At 49.4% G+C, this 17,881-nt stretch carries 14 protein-coding genes and 2 tRNA genes; 2 read left to right on the plus strand and 14 right to left on the minus strand.

From position 1 onward, the window contains the following. Positions 1 to 4: 4 nt before the first annotated feature. The 5 genes from ntrC to WG31_RS09045 form a co-directional block, all read right to left on the minus strand. Positions 5 to 1,447, minus strand: coding sequence for a nitrogen regulation protein NR(I) (gene ntrC, locus WG31_RS09025; RefSeq protein ID WP_006116463.1), 1,443 nt, complete (start codon positions 1,445 to 1,447; stop codon positions 5 to 7). Between the two features lie 56 nt (positions 1,448 to 1,503). Continuing rightward, positions 1,504 to 2,613 (minus strand): two-component system sensor histidine kinase NtrB, encoded by a 1,110-nt coding sequence (locus WG31_RS09030; protein ID WP_006116462.1) that lies wholly within the window; start codon positions 2,611 to 2,613, stop codon positions 1,504 to 1,506. Continuing rightward, on the minus strand, positions 2,610 to 3,680 hold the full coding sequence (gene dusB, locus WG31_RS09035; protein WP_006116461.1) for a tRNA dihydrouridine synthase DusB: 1,071 nt from the start codon (positions 3,678 to 3,680) through the stop codon (positions 2,610 to 2,612). The genes WG31_RS09030 and dusB overlap by 4 nt, the downstream gene beginning before the upstream one ends. Before the next feature lie 84 nt (positions 3,681 to 3,764). Next, entirely contained in the window at positions 3,765 to 4,919 is a 1,155-nt protein-coding gene (locus WG31_RS09040) for a bifunctional 2-C-methyl-D-erythritol 4-phosphate cytidylyltransferase/2-C-methyl-D-erythritol 2,4-cyclodiphosphate synthase (protein ID WP_063354303.1), read from the minus strand. 61 nt (positions 4,920 to 4,980) lie between these two features. Next, positions 4,981 to 5,955 carry a glycosyltransferase family 2 protein gene (locus WG31_RS09045; protein WP_063354304.1) on the minus strand — a complete coding sequence of 325 codons (975 nt, stop codon included), beginning with the start codon at positions 5,953 to 5,955 and terminating at the stop codon, positions 4,981 to 4,983. A 279-nt stretch (positions 5,956 to 6,234) separates the two neighbouring features. Here WG31_RS09045 and WG31_RS09050 point away from each other — a divergent pair, with 279 nt between their 5' ends. Further along, positions 6,235 to 8,061, plus strand: a complete 1,827-nt coding sequence (locus WG31_RS09050; protein WP_006116458.1) for a glycosyltransferase family 2 protein — start codon at positions 6,235 to 6,237, stop codon at positions 8,059 to 8,061. A 75-nt stretch (positions 8,062 to 8,136) separates the two neighbouring features. Here the strand turns inward: WG31_RS09050 and WG31_RS09055 are convergent, their stop codons facing one another. The 9 genes from WG31_RS09055 to WG31_RS09095 form a co-directional block, all read right to left on the minus strand. Then, positions 8,137 to 10,311: a hypothetical protein gene (locus WG31_RS09055; RefSeq protein ID WP_063354305.1), complete on the minus strand. Its 2,175-nt coding sequence runs from the start codon at positions 10,309 to 10,311 to the stop codon at positions 8,137 to 8,139. A gap of 155 nt (positions 10,312 to 10,466) precedes the next feature. Next, positions 10,467 to 11,618, minus strand: a complete 1,152-nt coding sequence (glf, locus tag WG31_RS09060) for a UDP-galactopyranose mutase (RefSeq protein ID WP_063354306.1) — start codon at positions 11,616 to 11,618, stop codon at positions 10,467 to 10,469. A 226-nt stretch (positions 11,619 to 11,844) separates the two neighbouring features. Continuing rightward, entirely contained in the window at positions 11,845 to 12,591 is a 747-nt protein-coding gene (locus tag WG31_RS09065) for a DUF4422 domain-containing protein (RefSeq protein ID WP_081461449.1), read from the minus strand. Positions 12,592 to 12,779: 188 nt separating this feature from the next. Then, on the minus strand, positions 12,780 to 14,528 hold the full coding sequence (locus WG31_RS09070) for a glycosyltransferase family 2 protein (RefSeq protein WP_209439394.1): 1,749 nt from the start codon (positions 14,526 to 14,528) through the stop codon (positions 12,780 to 12,782). 87 nt (positions 14,529 to 14,615) lie between these two features. Beyond that, positions 14,616 to 14,692, minus strand: a tRNA-Arg gene (locus tag WG31_RS09075). A 36-nt stretch (positions 14,693 to 14,728) separates the two neighbouring features. Next, positions 14,729 to 15,034: an ETC complex I subunit gene (locus WG31_RS09080; protein WP_063354308.1), complete on the minus strand. Its 306-nt coding sequence runs from the start codon at positions 15,032 to 15,034 to the stop codon at positions 14,729 to 14,731. 23 nt (positions 15,035 to 15,057) lie between these two features. Beyond that, a tRNA-Pro gene (locus tag WG31_RS09085) sits at positions 15,058 to 15,134 on the minus strand. A 58-nt stretch (positions 15,135 to 15,192) separates the two neighbouring features. Continuing rightward, a complete protein-coding gene (gene gpt, locus WG31_RS09090; RefSeq protein WP_006116452.1) occupies positions 15,193 to 15,678 on the minus strand; it encodes a xanthine phosphoribosyltransferase in 486 nt (161 codons plus the stop codon). A 59-nt stretch (positions 15,679 to 15,737) separates the two neighbouring features. Further along, positions 15,738 to 17,123, minus strand: a complete 1,386-nt coding sequence (locus WG31_RS09095) for a glycosyltransferase family 4 protein (protein WP_063354309.1) — start codon at positions 17,121 to 17,123, stop codon at positions 15,738 to 15,740. 83 nt (positions 17,124 to 17,206) lie between these two features. Between WG31_RS09095 and upp the strand changes: the two genes are divergently transcribed. Further along, the gene (gene upp, locus WG31_RS09100) at positions 17,207 to 17,875 is read left to right on the plus strand and encodes a uracil phosphoribosyltransferase (protein WP_006116450.1); all 669 of its coding nucleotides are present in this window, start codon (positions 17,207 to 17,209) and stop codon (positions 17,873 to 17,875) included. The last annotated feature ends 6 nt before the right edge of the window (positions 17,876 to 17,881 follow it).

The raw sequence follows: 17,881 nt of genomic DNA on the forward strand, positions 1-17,881 counted from the left end.
AGGATCAGACTACGCCACGAACGACAGGAATCTCAAGGTCTCGAATTTTTTTCCGCAATGTATTTCGGTTCAGGCCTAACATGGCAGCAGCTTTGATCTGGTTGCCGCGTGTTTCGGCCAGTGTCATCTGGATAAGCGGACGTTCAACTTCTGCAATAATCCGGGCATGCAGATCATGCAGCGGCACGCCATCCCGCCCGGCTTCCAGATAACGGGCGATATGGCGAGAAACAGATTCCGACAAAGGCTCCGCCGCCATAACGCTGTTGGGAATCGGATCATACGCCAGAGGTTCGGCCAGTTCTGCATCAATTACATCGCCGGTGATGGTTTCCTGAGAATACAGGGCCACAATACGGCGGATGAGGTTTTCCAATTCTCGCACATTACCCGGCCAGCGCCAGGCCTGAAGCCTTGTAATGGCACTTTCATCCAGGATTCTGTACGTTCCGCCATCATCCCGACACTGAGAGAGAAAATGCCGCGCCAGCAGCGGAATATCTTCCAACCTTTCCCGCAGTGGTGGCAGGCGCAACGGCACCACATTCAGGCGGTAATACAGATCCTCACGGAACGTACCTGCCTGAATAGCCTGCCGCAGATCTCTATGCGTAGCAGCTATAATGCGCACATCTGCACGCAAGGGCGTTGTGCCCCCTACTGTGGTAAATTCACCTTCCTGCAAAACACGTAGTAAACGGGTTTGTGCCTCCTGCGGCATGTCTCCAATTTCATCCAGAAATAGCGTGCCGCCTGTGGCCTGCTCAAACCGTCCGGGCATGCGGCCTAACGTGCCGCCACGTTCATACCCAAACAATTCGCTTTCAATCTGCTTGCGCGGAATAGCCGCCATATTGACGGCCACAAAAGGCCCACTTCTGCGCCGGCCATATTCGTGCAATGCGTGAGCTACCAGTTCCTTACCCGTACCGCTTTCCCCAGAAATCATGACTGTGAGATCAGAAGTGGTCAGGCGGGCAATGCTGCGATAGATCCCCTGCATAACAACGGACTGCCCAATTAAAGGCAAGCGTTCTTCTGGCGGTTGATCGGCCGCTGGTTTTTCGGCTTCCTGCACTGGGGTTGTAAGCGCTCTTGCCACAACCGCCAGCAGTTCCTTTAAATCAAACGGCTTGGCCAGATATTCAAACGCGCCACGTTGCGTGGCTTTTACCGCTGTTGTGAGAGTTGATTGCGCGCTCATGACAATAACGCGCAGATCAGGCCGAAATTGGCGAATGCGCGTAACCAGATCCAGCCCACTGCCATCTGGCATGATCACATCCGTAATCACCAAATCCCCCTCACCTTCCTGCACCCATTGCCAGAGTGTGTTTACGGATGGTGTGGTTTGCACCTGATAGCCTGCCCGACCCAATGCCTGCCCCAGCACAGTGCGAATAGAACGATCATCATCAGCAACAAGAATAGTGGGCAGCGGTGTCATAACGTCTCAAACCAGATAAAAAGCTGAAAAACAGAACTGTTGCACAAAAGGGTATCTCACCCGGAATGCCCCATATGGTCGACAATCGGCAGAAACAAGCTGATTTCCGTACAGCCGCGGCGGCTTTCTACCTCAATAACGCCACCGTGGTCGTCCATCACCTTACCGACCAAAGCAAGCCCCAGCCCGCTTCCGTTTACCTTGGTGGATACAAAGGGCTCGAACAAATGAGGGCGCACTGTTTCGGAAATACCCGGCCCTGTATCTCGCACAGTAACAACCAGCGGAAGGTGCCGCCATTGGGCCGTACCCGGCACAGCCACCCGAATACCGGGGCGATAGCTGGTAAGCAGCGTGATCTCCCCGCCTTTATCGGTATTGCGTATGGCTTCGGCTGCGTTTTTCACTAAGTTAAGCAAAACCTGCACCAACCTGTCCCGATCCCCCCATACATGCGGGAGGGAGGGATCATAACGCTCTATAATTTTGATACCCTTGGCAAAACCGTTGCTGGCCAGCAGGCGCACATGTTCCAATATTCTGTGAATATTGAGTGCCCGGAAATCCAGATTGGCTTCACCAAACATGCCCATGCGGTCAACCAGCGCATCAATACGGTCAACCTCATCACAAATCAGGGTGGCCAGATCACGGTCTGCATCTGTTACGGCCTGTTCCAGCAACTGCGCAGCCCCTTTAATGCCAGATAGCGGGTTGCGCACCTCATGCGCCAGCATGGCGGCCAGCCCGGAAACGCTGCGGGCCGCAGAACGGTAGGCAAGTTGCTGATCCAACATACGGGCTGCGGAAGGCTCATGAAATGTCAGTAAAATGATGTCCGGGTAATCTGGCACATCAGCGGCCTGCACACTGACACTTTCATGATGAAAGCGTGGGGAACTAAACAGCAGTTCATGCTCTGTTACACTTCCACCACGGGTGCGCACATGCTGAAGCAGCAGGTAAACCGGATGGTCCTGCGGAACAACTTCTGCCAAACCACCGTGCCGTAACTGATGGCGAGACATGCCAAAAAACTCTTCTGCCGCCATATTGGCAGCAAGAATTGTATTTTGTGGCCCTATTTCCAAAACCGGAACGGGCAGACTGTCCAGAACAAGCGCCGCATCGGGCTGAGCAACCCCATGCGCTGCTTTTACCTTCACGCCGCCTGAACCTGATCTTGCTGCTGCGCCATGGCATGACGGGAAACGCGCGGCTCTCGCACCGCACCAGCCGCAATTTGCTGATCGTAAAAATCAGCAATCATGGCAATGGCTTCTTCTGGCGTTTCCACTCGATTAAACGCCGCGCGGAATGATGCCGAGCCATGCAGTCCTGCCGAATACCAAGAGACATGCTTGCGTGCCAGACGCAGGCCGGGGCGCTGGCCAAAGTGCTCCAGCATCATATTATAATGTTCTAGCACAATGGCTTTTTCTTCCGGCAAAGCAGGATCGGGAATTTCCTGCCCCGTACGCAAAGCGTGTGCCACCTGCGCCAAAAACCACGGACGCCCGTAACAGCCACGTCCGATCATTACCCCATCTGCGCCAGATTGCGCCAATGCCTCCCGCGCATCCCCAACCGTAAGAATGTCACCATTCACGATAACGGGTAGATCCACCGCGTCCTTTACATTTTTCACAAAGGCCCAGTTGGCCGTGCCATTATAAAACTGCTGGCGCGTGCGGCCATGCACCGTAATCATGCGGATACCCACATCCTGCGCAATACGCGCCAGCACAGGGGCATTTAGGTGTTCATGGTCCCAGCCCATGCGCATTTTAAGGGTAACGGGTACCGGCACGGCTTTAACCACGGCAGCCAGCAAACGCTCGGCAGCCCCTTCATCCCGCATAAGGGCAGAACCGGCCATCTGGCCAACGGCCACTTTTTTAACCGGGCAACCAAAATTGATATCAATAAGATCTGCCCCGCGGCCTACGGCAATACGCGCGGCCTCTGCCATGGCATCCGGGTCGCACCCTGCAAGCTGCACGGCATTTGGGCCACCCGCATCCGCCACCTCCGCCATACGCAGGGTGGTATCGTTTTCACGCACCATCGCCCAAGAGGCGATCATTTCAGAAACAACAAGACCGGCCCCCAACTTGCGTGCCAGACGCCGAAACGGCAGATCTGTCACACCAGACATGGGGGCCAGAATGACAGGCGTATCCAAAACGATACTGCCCAGAGTAATGGGACGCAGGGTGGGTTGCGTATGCACTGTTATTTCCGTTTGCCTATGATTTAGGCAGAAATACAGCCACCCTGCGCCTTACGCAACATAAGAAACCGTAATGGCGCCAGCTTAGGGCACCAGAACAGAAACTGTAGCCGTGCAGGCAATACCTTCTTCACGCCCGGTAAAGCCCAGACGTTCGGATGTGGTGGCCTTAACGGAAATCCGATCCACATCCACTTCCAGCAAATCTGCCAGACGTTTGCGCATGGCTTCAGAATGCGGGCCAATTTTAGGGCGCTCGCAAATCAGTGTCAGATCCGCATTTACCAGCATGCCGCCGCGTTCACGGATACGCTGGCCTGCGTGCACCAGAAAGCGGGCGCTATCTGCGTTTTTCCACTCATTCTGGCTGGGTGGAAAATGGCGGCCAATATCACCTTCAGCCAATGCACCATAAATGGCATCACACAACGCATGGATACCCACATCGGCATCTGAATGCCCGGCCAAGCCTTTGGTATGGGGCACCGTAATACCGCACAGGATGAGCGGACGCCCTTCCTCAAACGCATGCACATCGTAACCCAGCCCTACGCGCGGCAGAAGCGTGGGGCCGATCAGTCGTTCCAGACGCACCAGATCACCCTCATATGTCAGCTTGATATTATCTTCATCACCCGCCACCAACGCGACGCTGAACCCGGCATCTTCCAGCAGTTTGGCATCATCCGTTGCACTCACGGATGCAGCGCCACGATGGAGATCTAAAAACAGGCCAAAGCGGAAGCCCTGTGGCGTTTGGGCACGATAAAGATGATCCCGCGGGACGGTGCCATCAATCACACCATCTTTTTCCCGCTTGAGTGTATCCGCCACTGGCACAGCCGGAATGGCCCCAGGATGCTGCTCCAATGCAGAAACAACATTGCCAATCACCTGCGCGGTCACATACGGGCGGGCCCCATCATGCACCAGCACGATATGCGGCTTTTCGGCTTCTGGCAGTTTATCCAGTGCCTCCAGCCCTGCGCGCACACTGGCTTGCCGGGTTTCACCCCCAGCTACTGGCGGCAGAATCTTCAATCCTTCCAGCGCCTCGTTCAAGGAGGCAGGATCTCCGACTGGCTGAATAGAGGTGACATGAGGCAATAAAGCTTGCGCTGCATGACGGATTACGGGTTGTCCAGCCAGCAGCACGTACTGCTTGGGAATGGAAGAACCCGTAGTGGCGGCATAACGACTGCCCGTACCGGCAGCCAAAAGAATGGCGGCTACTCGCATGTACGAAGCAATGGGGCGGCCTGCCTTGTCCGTCAAGCCTCAAAATAGACAGAACACGGCTTTAGGGTTGGGCCGTATGCTCTTTTTCCTGCGCCGGGCGATAGGCTTCTACCAGATAAAGCGGGCGTTTTTTGGTTTCGTTAAAAATACGGCCCACATATTCGCCTATCAAGCCAACTGTCATAAGCTGGATACCGCCTAAAAACAGGATAACCGCCATAAGGCTGGGGTAACCCGCCACCCGGTTACCAAATAACAGGGTGCACCCAACAATCCAGATACCGTAGCACACAGCCAGTATGGAAATACCAAGCCCCATATATGTGCTTAACTGAAGCGGCAGCACAGAAAACGAGGTGATTCCCTCCAGCGCGAAGTTCCACAAAGACCAGTAATTAAAACTGCTCTTACCCGCAGAACGTGGGGCACGATCATACAGAACGGCGCGGGATGGAAAGCCAACCCAAGCAAACAGCCCTTTCATAAACCTGTGCCGTTCACGCAGTAGCAACAGACTATCCACCAGCCTGCGGCTCATCAGCCGGAAATCCCCTGTATCTGGCGGAATAACCACTTTGTTGCCTAGCCGCTTCATGACACGGTAGAACATCCATGCTGTCAGCCGTTTGGGAATAGTCTCCCCTTCCCGCGTGTTGCGGCGGGCGTAAACGGTATCTACATCATCTGTCCATGCGGCTACCAGATCGGCAATAACTTCTGGTGGATCCTGTAAATCGGCATCAATTACAATAATGCCGCGCGTACCCCGTGCATGATCCAACCCTGCTGTTAGAGCAATTTCCTTACCAAAATTGCGGGAAAGGTTCACAACACTTACGCGCCCATCCTGCTCTGCCAGAGCATACATGCCAGCCAACGTTTGATCCCGCGAGCCATCGTTTACGTAAACAACCTCCCACGGCGCACCAATCCCTTCCATAACGGCAGATAGCCGCTGGTGAAAAATTGGCAGAACTTCCTGTTCATTATAACAGGGCACAACCACGCTAAACGCTGGCGAAAAACCAGATGGCAAAATTTTTTCCTCTCATTCAGCATCGAACAAGACTATCTCAATCAAGCAAGCCATCAGATGTTGGAGCTTGCTCCATGCTGCCAGTTTATACAGATACCAAAGCACAAAAAGCTTAAATAATAAGTGCTACAGATTTTGCCTAAAGGCTGTTGTCAAATCCGCAACAGGGTGCGGCAAATTCTCTCCAATACGGCATTCTCAGGCTTGCATCCCGCCTGTGGCAAACTAAAAGAGCCCCATATGGCGCTTTATATCTTCTTTCAGGGATAATATTACCTCATGGCCACGCAAGAAATATTAAAAGAAAATGTAAAGGATGCGCCTATGGTGCTCCAGAACATTATTTTTCCGGCTCTTCAGTCCGTTATCCCTGAAGATCTGTATTTTCGGGCTCTGAATGAAAAGGTTGAGCTTTTTCGTGCTGCGCCAGAAACACTTTCATTTCATGCGGGCGGGCGGGCTGCCTTTGATACATACTTTAATGGCATTACCGTTGAACGGTGGCGTGAACTCTGTGCCATTGAGAACCTGAGCCTGACGCTGGAAGGCAAAGGCAAGTTTATTGTCCGCTTTGGGCTGCATCAGCTAGGCCTGCCCCACCGGTGGTTGTTTGAACACACAGTGGAACTGGAAGAAGGCGCACCGGTCTCTCTGGATCTGCCATTCTGGGCTGGTCTGGAACGCGGCCTGCTTTATATGTGGGTGGAAGCGCTGGAAGATGGTTACCTGCGCGGCGGCAATGTTTCCACCACACAGCAGCCAGTGCGAGATGCCCGCATGGCTATTGTTATCACACACTTTAACCGTAAACCGCACCTGCTCCCTGCCCTGCAAAAGCTTGAAGCTGGCCTGAAGAATGCACCACAGTGGAAAGACCGGGTGCAGGTTATTGTGGTCGATAACTCTCAAAACGTCACACCTGATGAAGCCGGAAGCGCGCTGGTTATACCTAACCGGAATCTGGGTGGCGCTGGCGGCTTTACCCGCGGGTTGCTGTACGCAAAAGACCACGGCTTTACGCACTGCCTGTTCATGGATGATGATGCTAGCTGTGACTTTGAGGCCGTTTGCCGTGCCTACATGCTGCTGAGCTACAGCACGGAAGATCGCGCTGCCATTGTAGGCAGCCAGCTTCGTGAAACTGTGCCTTGGCAGCTGCACGAAGCCGGAGCGCGTTTTGTAAAAGGCCGGTGGATTGCCCGTAAACACATGCTGGACATGCGCAATATCCACCACCTTTTGCTTTCAGAAATGGATGATTCCGCCGCCAACTACGGCGGCTGGTGGTTCTTTGCCTTTCCCATTTCTGCCGTGCGCCACTTCCCCTACCCCTTCTTTGTGCGCGGGGATGACGCGGAATTCTCGCTCCAGAACAAATTCCCGCTGGTAACGATGAACGGCATCTGCTCCATGGCAGAAGACTTCAGCGTCAAGGAAAGCCCGATGACGCGGTATCTGGGCCTGCGCGCGACCATGGTACTGATGATGCTGAATGGAGAAGAAAAGTCCAAACCATATCTGGATGTTTTTCTGGTCTGGTTCCGTGGTGTTCTGTTCTCCTACAATTACGCCAGCGCCAAAGCGTTAATCATGGCCATGAAGCACGTGATGGAGGGGCCTGAATTCTTTGTGCGCAACATGGATATGGCTAACGTACGTGCCCAGATTGGCGCCCTGACACCCAGTGAAAAAATGGTGCCTTATGATCTGAAAGATATTGAGGTTCTGCACCATCATCATCACGATGGACGTATCCGACGCCTGGCACGGCTTGTCACTCTCAACGGTACACTTCTGCCAGCCGTATTGATGCGGGATGATGTGCGCTTCCAGTTCAAAGACTTTAACGCGGCTTTCCGTGATATCTTCCGTTTTAAACACGTGCTTTACTATCACGAAGCCACGCGCACGGGTTATGTCGCCACTCAGAACAGAAAACTGTTTTTCGAGCTCTGGAAAGAAGGGTTGGCAGTGTGTGCAAAATTTGCGCGCGCCATGCCTGCCCTGCAACAAGCTTATGTCAAAGCGCTGCCAAATATGACAACTGAAGATTTCTGGCGCCATGTTTACAAAAATGAACTGACAACAGAAGAAAAAAAGAGCTGAGTTTATCAAAGTCTTTTTCTTAATCTGACGTATCAGAAAAAAGCCCGGCAAAAATATTGCCGGGCTTTTTGAGTATCAGCGCATTTGCAAAATAAGCTGCAATTTTCGCTCTCTGCTGAGTTGCCACAGAAAGACTACCAACCCTAACACCCCCATCAGTAGGCAAACCAAAGCCAGCGGCCATGTGTGCGGGAAATAGGAAACTGTCAGCTTACCAGAACATCCTGCTGGTACATCAACCTGCACCAAAACATCCTGAAAACCACTTACGTTTACTTTACAATTCAAACCTTGCGCGGTGTAACCCGGCCACCACTGGCGAGACAAAACCATCCGCACGGGCGCTGTATGCGCTGGCACAGAAAACGTCATGCTATTTGCTGTCTCACGCTCCACTGTCACGCCTGTTTGCGTGGAATACGCCAGATTGAATGGATACGTTTTGGGCGTAGAAAGATACAGCATTCCAGACTGTGCTGTAGCAACCTTATGGTATCCGCAGGCCAGAAAATCATGATGATATTTCTGATAGGTATCGGAAGACACCACCATGCTGCTAACGGCAAACAGATCAAACAAACAGGGATTACCGGGCAGCATAACAGCAGATGCCAGTTTGGGAATAATATCATCCGGTTTGAAAATGGTATGAGACGTATCGTGCGTTAAAACGGCATCGGTATAATCCTGCCCATTGGGAGAATAACCATTGAGCGCACGGATATTGTAATACCCAAACAAGCTTGATTGCAGATCTGCCGCTTCCTTTGGATGCTCCCTACTCCAAGGCACAAATGAAAGCAGATTACCCTGCATATTCACTGAGGCAGGAACAGAAACATGAGAAGGCAGTACATTCACCGGCAAATAAATCCTCCCCAGAGAAGGCATGCTGGCGAGCATCAGCAACAGGGAAAATACTGGTATAGCCGCTGGAATAATAAGCCCAATATCTTTGCCGGTTATTTTCTTGCTTCTGGCATATAAAAACCACACCGCTACCAACGCAATGCTTGTTAAAAGCTCCAAAGCAACAACTTTGGGACGCTCAAATACATTTTTGGAAGCCGAAACAACAAACAGCAAAGCGGTAATTCCAAAAAATACATTCCGTCTCGCAGAACTTTCAACAATGTCCTTTTTTGAAAAAACATAGAATGTCGTAATTGCTGCAAATACAGAAACATACGGCACAAAACGCAAAGGCCAACGTAAAATACCCATTTGCGAAGGCATAAGAGCCAAAGCCGTTGTTATACCCAAAATAACCAAACAGGCTGCCAGAACACGATCACGCACAGAAGTACGGAAGAAAATTGCAACCGGCAACGCAAACAGTGTGGAAAACCCAACAGGTATAAAAACAGACTTATACCCACCAAAATAATTCATGAATTCATAATAAGTTGGAGAGAACGTTACCAGTAACTGAGAAAGGCTGGGCACCATAAAATTATCTGCATTCTCCCACCCTGTTGCGCGGTTAAGCAGCGGATGCAGATACACGTATTCTGAATACACAGGAATGGCGGCTATGCCTGCCAATAACAAAGGCACACACCGCCGGAACAGAAGCTTTATGGGATCTCCATATGCCAGATCCACACAACTAAAGCCTGCCACAACAGCCAGATAACCAATAAACCCATGCGGCCAACCAGAAGCCAGAAGCACAAGTGTTGCAGCAAAATTAGCTATAACTGCCCCTGTGGTCATACGTTGGCGCAATTGGCAGTACGTCGCAATGGCCAGCAAAGACCACGCATGCCCATTAGCAGCGTTCCACCATGGCCCGGCATATTGATATAAAAATACTGGGTTGATTGCGATTGAAAACCCAAGCAACAAAGAAATATCGCGCGATATTTCCAAGCTGCGACCTATAATATAACCGGAAATGCAGCAGATAAAAACGTTACACAAAGCATAAAACCACCCCGTAATAAGCGGATTGGTTGTAAGGCACGTTACCAAAGATGCCAGAATATTCTGCGGCGCAAAAATACCACGCTGCAATTCTACCATTGCGTTATCACCAATAAAAATATTCTTGGTGATGAACGGAATTTCTCCAGATAACCATGTCTGCCCATACTGGCGCAGAAACCCCAGATACTCGTTCTGGGCATCATCTATGGTAAAAAAGGACGGAAAGCGAACCTCGCATATCTCCACCACAAAGCACGACACCAGCAAAGCGTAAAAAACAGCTAAAAAACCGTTTTTTACGAAACTATTGTTTCTTGACATATCAGACCAAAAAAAATGGAATACCTTTCTCTTTTTCAACAGAAAGCGCCAAAATTATCAATAAAAACTAAATAAATTTTACGAAACCGCATAAAAAAAACACCCATACAAATATATTGCATGGGTGTTTCATAAAATATTACAGAAAATTACTATCAGGTAGGATCAACAAAAAACGCAGGAAGTGAAAGTTCCGAAGCCTGCAATGCCGTGTCGATCACATCGCACGCAGCCAGCGCTTCCTTGATGGTAACATCCATATCCAGATAACGGTACGTGCCCAAACGCCCCATAAAGGACACGCCTTTTTCTGCACGTGCCAGCTCGATATAGCTTTCGAGCATCTTCTTTTCGTTTACCAACCGGATCGGGTAGTAAGGAATATCGTTTTCACCCGCCAGACGACTGTATTCACGGAAACAAACCGTTTTGGAGAACTTGTCCTGTTCCCACGGGGCAAAGTGTTTGTGTTCAGAAATACGCGTATAAGGCACTTCTTCATTACAGTAGTTGATAACCGCGGTGCCCTGATGATCGCCATCATCTACAAAGCGTTCAAAATCCAGCGTTCTGTACCCTAGGCGGCCCAGACGGAAACCAAAATACCGATCAATCGGCCCCGTATAGAATACGTGCTGAAAATCTTCTTTCAGGCTTTCAAAAGAACTGCCCAACCGGACATCAATGCCTTCAACGTTCAGGATATTCTGCACAATGGCAGTATAACCTTCTTCTGGCATGCCCTGATACGGATGGTTGAAATAGTTATCATCATAATTGAAGCGCAAAGGCAGGCGCTTGAGAATGGAAGCCGGAAGCTGCGTAGGCTCTAGCCCCCACTGCTTGCGCGTATATCCATAAAAGAATGCCCGATACAGATCCGGGCCAATCATGCTCAGTGCCTGTTCTTCAAAGGACTGAGGGTTAGTAATGCTTTTATCCGCTTTGCTTTCAATAAAAGTACGCGCTTCCTTCGGCCCCATTGTAGTACCGAAGAACTGGTTAATGGTCAGCAGGTTAACAGGCAGCGTATAGACGTGCTCGTTAGAAATGGCTTTCACACGGTTTACATAAGGCTTGAACGTGCCAAATTTCTGCACGTAAGCCCATGTACGCTCATCTGCGGTGTGGAAAATATGAGGCCCATATTTATGCACCATAACACCGGTTTCAGCATCACGCTCCGTGTAACAATTCCCACCAATATGGGAGCGTTCATCCACGACCACCACTTTATGACCGCGCTCTGCCAGATGACGGGCAATAACGGCACCACTAAATCCAGCGCCCACAACACAAAATGTCATACGTTTTTCAACCCTTCAGCCCTAACTTTAACAACAAACAATACCAGTTTAATCTTTGAAGAATGTATATCCCTTTACCACACTTTGGCCAACAACTTGCCTAAGCTGATCAGGCGTTAAAGTTTTTCGTACATGAAGCCTATAATATAACCAAAGCAAGTGGCACGTCATAGGAAAGGAGGCCCCATAAATATGGAGCCTCCTTTTCCTGCAGAACTACATAAACTTAAAGAAATTCAACAACAGGACGTTCCTCAATTAAGAGCTTGTCCCTATTATGCAGCAACCAGACGCCCATAATTCTTTCCGAAATAAAGCCAAAAATTCTTTTCTGATAATCAGTATAATTATTGAAAAATTTCAAATCAGCCAAAGGAAGAAGTATTGAGAAAAGCCATTCACAGTATCTATCAACAACAGCTTTCTTACCAACAAACATGTTGTATCGGTAAATAGCACACTCCTCTCTCATGAAAAATCTATACGCATCCATATATTCTGGGTGCAATCTTTGTATCATTCTTTCAACAAGGAACATGTCATCAATATTATGGTACAATCTATAGTTATGTAAAACGTTCCCTACATCCTGCTTCAAAGAAACCACAAGATCGACATCACCCATAAGGTAGTCAAAATCATTCCCTGCGGCTATTTCTTCTCTTTCAATCTTTTCATCTGGATTAGACGGGGTCTTATAAAACAGATTATTTCCATACGTTTTTTTTGCAAAAAAACGTCGATAATGACTCAATCCAACAATGTCGGACGTTTTGTCATTTTTCCACATCCAATATAAGGCTGTTAATTCACAGAAGCAGTAATTGAGATCAGATATATTTTGCCCTGTATCATCACCCATGAAATTTGTTACTATATTCTTATTCTTTTTCCCACATAACATTGGAGTATAAATATTATCAATAGGATTTTGAAAGTTATCATGGCAAGCGGTGTATATTGTTACTTTCATAATTACCTCGATGAGCAAAATCTTATCTTATAATAGAAAAATGCAAATATTAAAAGACTCAATCCATCAACAGTAAAGTACATTGATTTCCAAAAACATCCCTCTCAAAAACCTTTTTAAAAAACCCATACATAATAAAAAATAATTCATTAATATGAAAACAACATTAAATACAAATATTAATTATTTTATTTATAAACAGATATCCAAAAATTTCGACTGCATAATGTAGATAGTTTACTTCTATACGACTTTCTCAAAAACGGTGTCTTCAAAATAAATATAATACTTGTTTTGAAAAAAGCCCATGTAAGAGCCAACAATCGGAACCTGTTAAGTTCCACCTCAAAAATATCTGAACTTTCATATTTACGATAAACAATGCGCTGATGTCTGAATGTCAGCCCCAGTAACCCGCTCGTGTATTCTCCTACATATACCGGTTTTTTATATAAAGCCCATCCTGGCAGAAGATGCCCATTTAAACTCATGAGCCTCACACATCTCCTCAATTTTGTTTCTAATTGTCCTTCATAATGAAACGGATGTGATTGAAAATATGCAGGTTCTTTACATTGCACAGCTTCTTTTTGGATACGCTTGGCAAGGGGCATAAAATCCAGATTGTGCCGCCAGAAATCAGCCCCTTGGCTTACATCTTGAAATGCCAGCAAAATAGCCTGCGCACTTTGATACCTGCATGACAACGCACACCATAAAAAAGCGAGCCCCATCATTTTTACAGCCGGTAATGCGCGCCCTTGCCCCACCATAAGGTAGATAGCCAAGGATGCCCGCATACCCAAGTAACGGGTAAAAGCACTTTCCTTGCTCAAAAAGTGTTCAGAAAAACAGGCAACGCCATTTACCGTAACAATATTAAAACGGTTCATCAGGCCAAAAAGCGCATCATCTCCTCTCACAAAAAAGGGAAATGGATAGGCTGATACGGCATCTAGCCTGAACGCAAAAAACCACCATCCACCATAAACGGGCTTGCCTGTATCCTGCTCCAGATTCAGCAGATTTTCTATAGGCCTAACGTCTTCGCCTTTATGTAAAGGACGAAACACCCCCTCAGAGAATTCAGCACCTTTTTCCTGCACACTCCATGGCCTTTGATCGTCCAGCAATGTACCTGCCAAACCGATGTGCCTATCTACACTGTAAGCCAACATAGCGTAGCAACGCCGTATAGCTTCAACCTCGCAGGAAATATCATCATCCATGAACAGACAGTGGGTAAAGGTGCCTTGCTCATGCAGATATAAAAGGCCGCGCGCAAAACCACCGCTGCCGCCGTAATTATGATTTTTGATAACCTTGGCCCCCGGCACCTCCGCCGGATCAAGGTTGGCTGAATTATCTATAACAATAAAATGAATCACATCCTGATAGGCAGTGTCTTGCAAAAGCGCTTTTTGCACCCGCTGGATGGAATTACGCACATATTGCTGCCGGTTAAAATGCGTGATGACAACACCCAACTGCGGCACCTGCACCATGGGCGAGGATGTTGCAAAATATACGGCCTCTACCGTGCACTCTGACTGAGCCGTTACACTACAATACAGCAGGCCTTCAGATAATGTAGGCCACGCTGATATTTCCTCTGCGCATCGTATTTCGCCCTCAATTTCTTTGCTCCAAAGAGGTGTGACAACATCTGCCTTGGAACGATGAAAAAGCGTTACCTCACCTTGCCCGCGTATATGCAAGCTCAACAGCAGGCGACTTACACCACCAGCCTGTTTCCACTTTTTTACGGAAAACGCATTGTAAAATGTATCAAAAGTAAATGCCTGCCCCATCTTTAGCCGAAAGGCTGAGGAAGATGTATCAGCCACACGCTCTGGCAGCGCAGGACGTGCGTACATTGCATCGCATTGCTCCAGCCCTTCAGTTGGCAAGATAAGACGATGCAAAACCGTAAGCATGGCAGCACTTTCAAACGGAGCGTGAAAAGACACATCCGGCTTTAGCGCACACAAACGCCTACTGCACCCTGTATTTTAGGAAAAAATTGGCGCGCCCTGCTGGATTCGAACCAGCGACCCACAGCTTAGAAGGCTGTTGCTCTATCCAACTGAGCTAAGGGCGCTTTACGCCCTACGCATAATAGGGAAAAGCAAGAAAATCAATGCGTCCAGTTTTGGATGCGATCATAACGGAAGTTATCTGCATATACTTTGGGGCGACGCATACGCGGTGCTGTTTCTTCCACCACATACGCAATGTGTTCGCGTTGCGCATAAGCTTCCGCAGCCTCACGGCTATCAAAATACAAATGTATTTGAGATTGTGGGTCTGCGCTACCAGTCCACCCCATAAGGGCGCTCTGCTTACGTGGAGCAGATTGACCGTATTCAAAAACCCACTCTCTAGTGCCAGCAAAACCTGACTGACCAGCAGGCTTTGACTGCCTATAAATACGCGCTGGCATGATGTTGCCTCCCGCTTTATTTATGGTCGGGGCGCCCGGACTCGAACCGGGGGCCTCGTGTACCCAAAACACGCGCGCTACCAGGCTGCGCCACGCCCCGAACTGAGGGCTTGTTTAAGCGCCTATTCGGAGTATGGCAACCCTCTGATGATAAAAAATCAGTCAACCATGCTTTTTTTGCTTTTTGCCAGCGGTGGCACAAACAAAGGCGCCGTATCCCACGGGAACAAAACCCAGGTATCCTGCGGCACTTCTGTAATAAACAGATCTGTCAGTTCCTTGCCTGCAGGCTTGGCATACAGGCATGCAAAATAAGCTTTGGGCAGTTTTTCACGCACCACACGCGCCGTCACACCAGAATCAACCAGATCATCAATAATCAGGAAACCTTCTCCATCACCGGCGGCAACAGGTTCCTTAATAATCTGGGGCTTGCCCATATTTTCTTCATCATACGTCACGACAGAAATGGTTTCTATCAGACGGCACCCTAGTTCACGCGCGGCAATAGCTGCGGGAATCAACCCTCCGCGTGTTACCGCCACAATGCCTTTAATGGGCATTTTAGGCATCAGCGCCTCTGCTAACGCACGTGCATCACGATGCAACTGATCCCATGTTACCGTGGCATAATTCACAGCCATTCAAGCGTTCCCTTTTCCATTCATTCTGCAAACAATGCTTCTGTCGTGCCGTCGGGTCATTACATGACTGTTTGCCACAAAGTCTCGGCGGCTCGGCTCCAACCTATGGGCCGAAAACGTGTCTTTATCTGTTGCTCCATAGCTGCCAGGCGCTGCGGCTGATCCAGAACGTTACGTACAAGCTCCAATGCCTGCGATGCGTTATCAGGGTCAAACATTTCTGTCAGCCCCATCCCTGCTTCTGGCAGGGAAGACGCAGCAGACGTCAGGCAGGGCTTTCCCCAATGTAGGCTTTCTGTCACTGGCAGGCCCCAGCCTTCATAAAATGAAGGAAAAATTGTAAACCGCGCCTGCTTATAAAGCTGCGCCATACAGCTATCAGATGGTCGATCTACCCACACAACGTGCCCATTCAGCCACGCGCTATTTTCAAGCTGCTGCAACAGATCGTCCACCAGCCATCCCCGCCCGCCAGCAATCACCAGCTTCGGTACGGTATTGGCTGGCCGTTCCTGCAACAACCGCCGCCATACTCTTACTAAAAGCGCGTGATTTTTACGCACTTCCAACGTGCCAGCACATAAAACATAAGGCCCCAACTGCTTTATGTGCTCTTGAACAGAAGGAGGGGCGCTTGCCGGATCTGCCTTAGAAAACCCGCACCCCATAGGCACTACAATAACGGGAACAGAAAGCGGCTTGCCGCTGCGTTGTGCATAAGACAACACATCTTTTTGGGTAGATTCGGAATTCGCAAAAATAACATCGCATTCCGGCACAACCTGCTCATACCAACGCCGAAATACAGCAGGCAAACCGGGCTGGCACCATTCTGGCCACAAAAGCGGCACCAGATCATGCACCAAAACCCCAATACGCATGCCGTATTGCTGCCGACACTGTCGCAACAGTTTTTGATACATGGCATGAGACCATGATGCCCCCAGCGAAAGCAGGATATCCCCCTTTTGAGGAGAAAAAGCCTGTTCCTGTGCACTAAAATCATCTTTTTTGTGCAAATTATGAGAAGCCAGTTCCCATAAGCCGCGCACAAGCATTCCTCCTGCCTGCATCGCACTCTGGGTATTTCTGATCAGCTTACCAGCAGGAACGCGTACAGAAACTGGCACATGCTGCCCACATTTTTGAAGCAAACTTTGGTTTGTAAGGTGTGAAGTAGAAAGGCTGCGTATCTGCATGCGTTCTGGTTGCCCAGCCCCCTGCCCACTCAGGGCTTGCCAAACCGCCTGCACCTGCGCCCAAGACACCACCACAAAGCCTGTACCCTGAATAGTGTGCTGCACAAAACCAATGTGGCCAGCCATACGCGGATCAACCATAAAAGCTGCACAAATTTCCAGCACAACGCGTTGAATACCCGTAAGCCGTGCACCTGCTTGTGCAAAGGCAAACAGATCTTCCACATCCATCCAGATACGCTTCATGATGGCCTTCCTTTTTTCTAACCGCACGATCTGGATAAAACATATTCTGCATCTGCAAGAAAACGTGGCAGACGCGCTTTTCCATGATTATAGAGGGTTGCATGACAAGTCATGCTGTTACTCCCCTCCCTCCTCTTGTGCTGGATCATCCGCTTATCAAGCACAAATTGACCCATTTGCGGCGCGCAGAAACCTCTACTGCCGGTTTTCGTCGGCTTGTGCGCGAACTAAGCTTGCTGATGTGCTACGAAGCCACTCGCGAGTTGCCACTAGAGCCAGTAGAAATCCAAACGCCTCTGGAACCCATGATGGGTGAACAACTGGCTGGGCCAGATGTGTGCTTTATTTCCATCCTGCGTGCTGGCAATGGGCTTTTAGATGGCATGCTGGACTTGGTGCCATTTGCACCGGTTGGCCATATTGGTTTGTACCGTGACCCCGAAACACTGGAAGCTGTAGAATATTATCTTAAGCTTCCCTCTCAGGTTTCTTCCCGCCGCTGTATTGTTGTTGATCCCATGTTGGCTACAGGGCACAGCGCGGCAGCCGCCATTACGCGGTTGAAGGAAAAAGGAGCACGCAAGCTACTGTTTACCTGCCTGCTTTCTACCCCAGAAGGCATTGCCTGCTTGCAAAAAGCGCATCCAGACGTGCAGATTATGACATGTTCTATTGATCGCGGTTTGGATGAACACAGTTACATCGTTCCCGGCTTGGGTGATGCTGGTGATCGCCTTTTTGGCACACGTTAAGCGCTT

Source organism: Acetobacter oryzifermentans (genome assembly GCF_001628715.1).
Taxonomy (GTDB): Bacteria; Pseudomonadota; Alphaproteobacteria; order Acetobacterales; family Acetobacteraceae; genus Acetobacter; species Acetobacter oryzifermentans.

Bases quoted from the DNA above. Each gene is read 5' to 3' on its own strand.
- ntrC (WP_006116463.1), bottom strand. From the start codon at position 1,447: ATGACACCGCTGCCCACTATTCTTGTTGCTGATGATGATCGTTCTATT.
- WG31_RS09040 (WP_063354303.1), bottom strand. From the start codon at position 4,919: ATGCGAGTAGCCGCCATTCTTTTGGCTGCCGGTACGGGCAGTCGTTAT.
- WG31_RS09050 (WP_006116458.1), top strand. From the start codon at position 6,235: ATGGCCACGCAAGAAATATTAAAAGAAAATGTAAAGGATGCGCCTATG.
- WG31_RS09055 (WP_063354305.1), bottom strand. From the start codon at position 10,311: ATGTCAAGAAACAATAGTTTCGTAAAAAACGGTTTTTTAGCTGTTTTT.
- glf (WP_063354306.1), bottom strand. From the start codon at position 11,618: ATGACATTTTGTGTTGTGGGCGCTGGATTTAGTGGTGCCGTTATTGCC.
- WG31_RS09065 (WP_081461449.1), bottom strand. From the start codon at position 12,591: ATGAAAGTAACAATATACACCGCTTGCCATGATAACTTTCAAAATCCT.
- WG31_RS09070 (WP_209439394.1), bottom strand. From the start codon at position 14,528: ATGCTTACGGTTTTGCATCGTCTTATCTTGCCAACTGAAGGGCTGGAG.
- WG31_RS09080 (WP_063354308.1), bottom strand. From the start codon at position 15,034: ATGCCAGCGCGTATTTATAGGCAGTCAAAGCCTGCTGGTCAGTCAGGT.
- gpt (WP_006116452.1), bottom strand. From the start codon at position 15,678: ATGGCTGTGAATTATGCCACGGTAACATGGGATCAGTTGCATCGTGAT.
- WG31_RS09095 (WP_063354309.1), bottom strand. From the start codon at position 17,123: ATGAAGCGTATCTGGATGGATGTGGAAGATCTGTTTGCCTTTGCACAA.
- upp (WP_006116450.1), top strand. From the start codon at position 17,207: ATGATTATAGAGGGTTGCATGACAAGTCATGCTGTTACTCCCCTCCCT.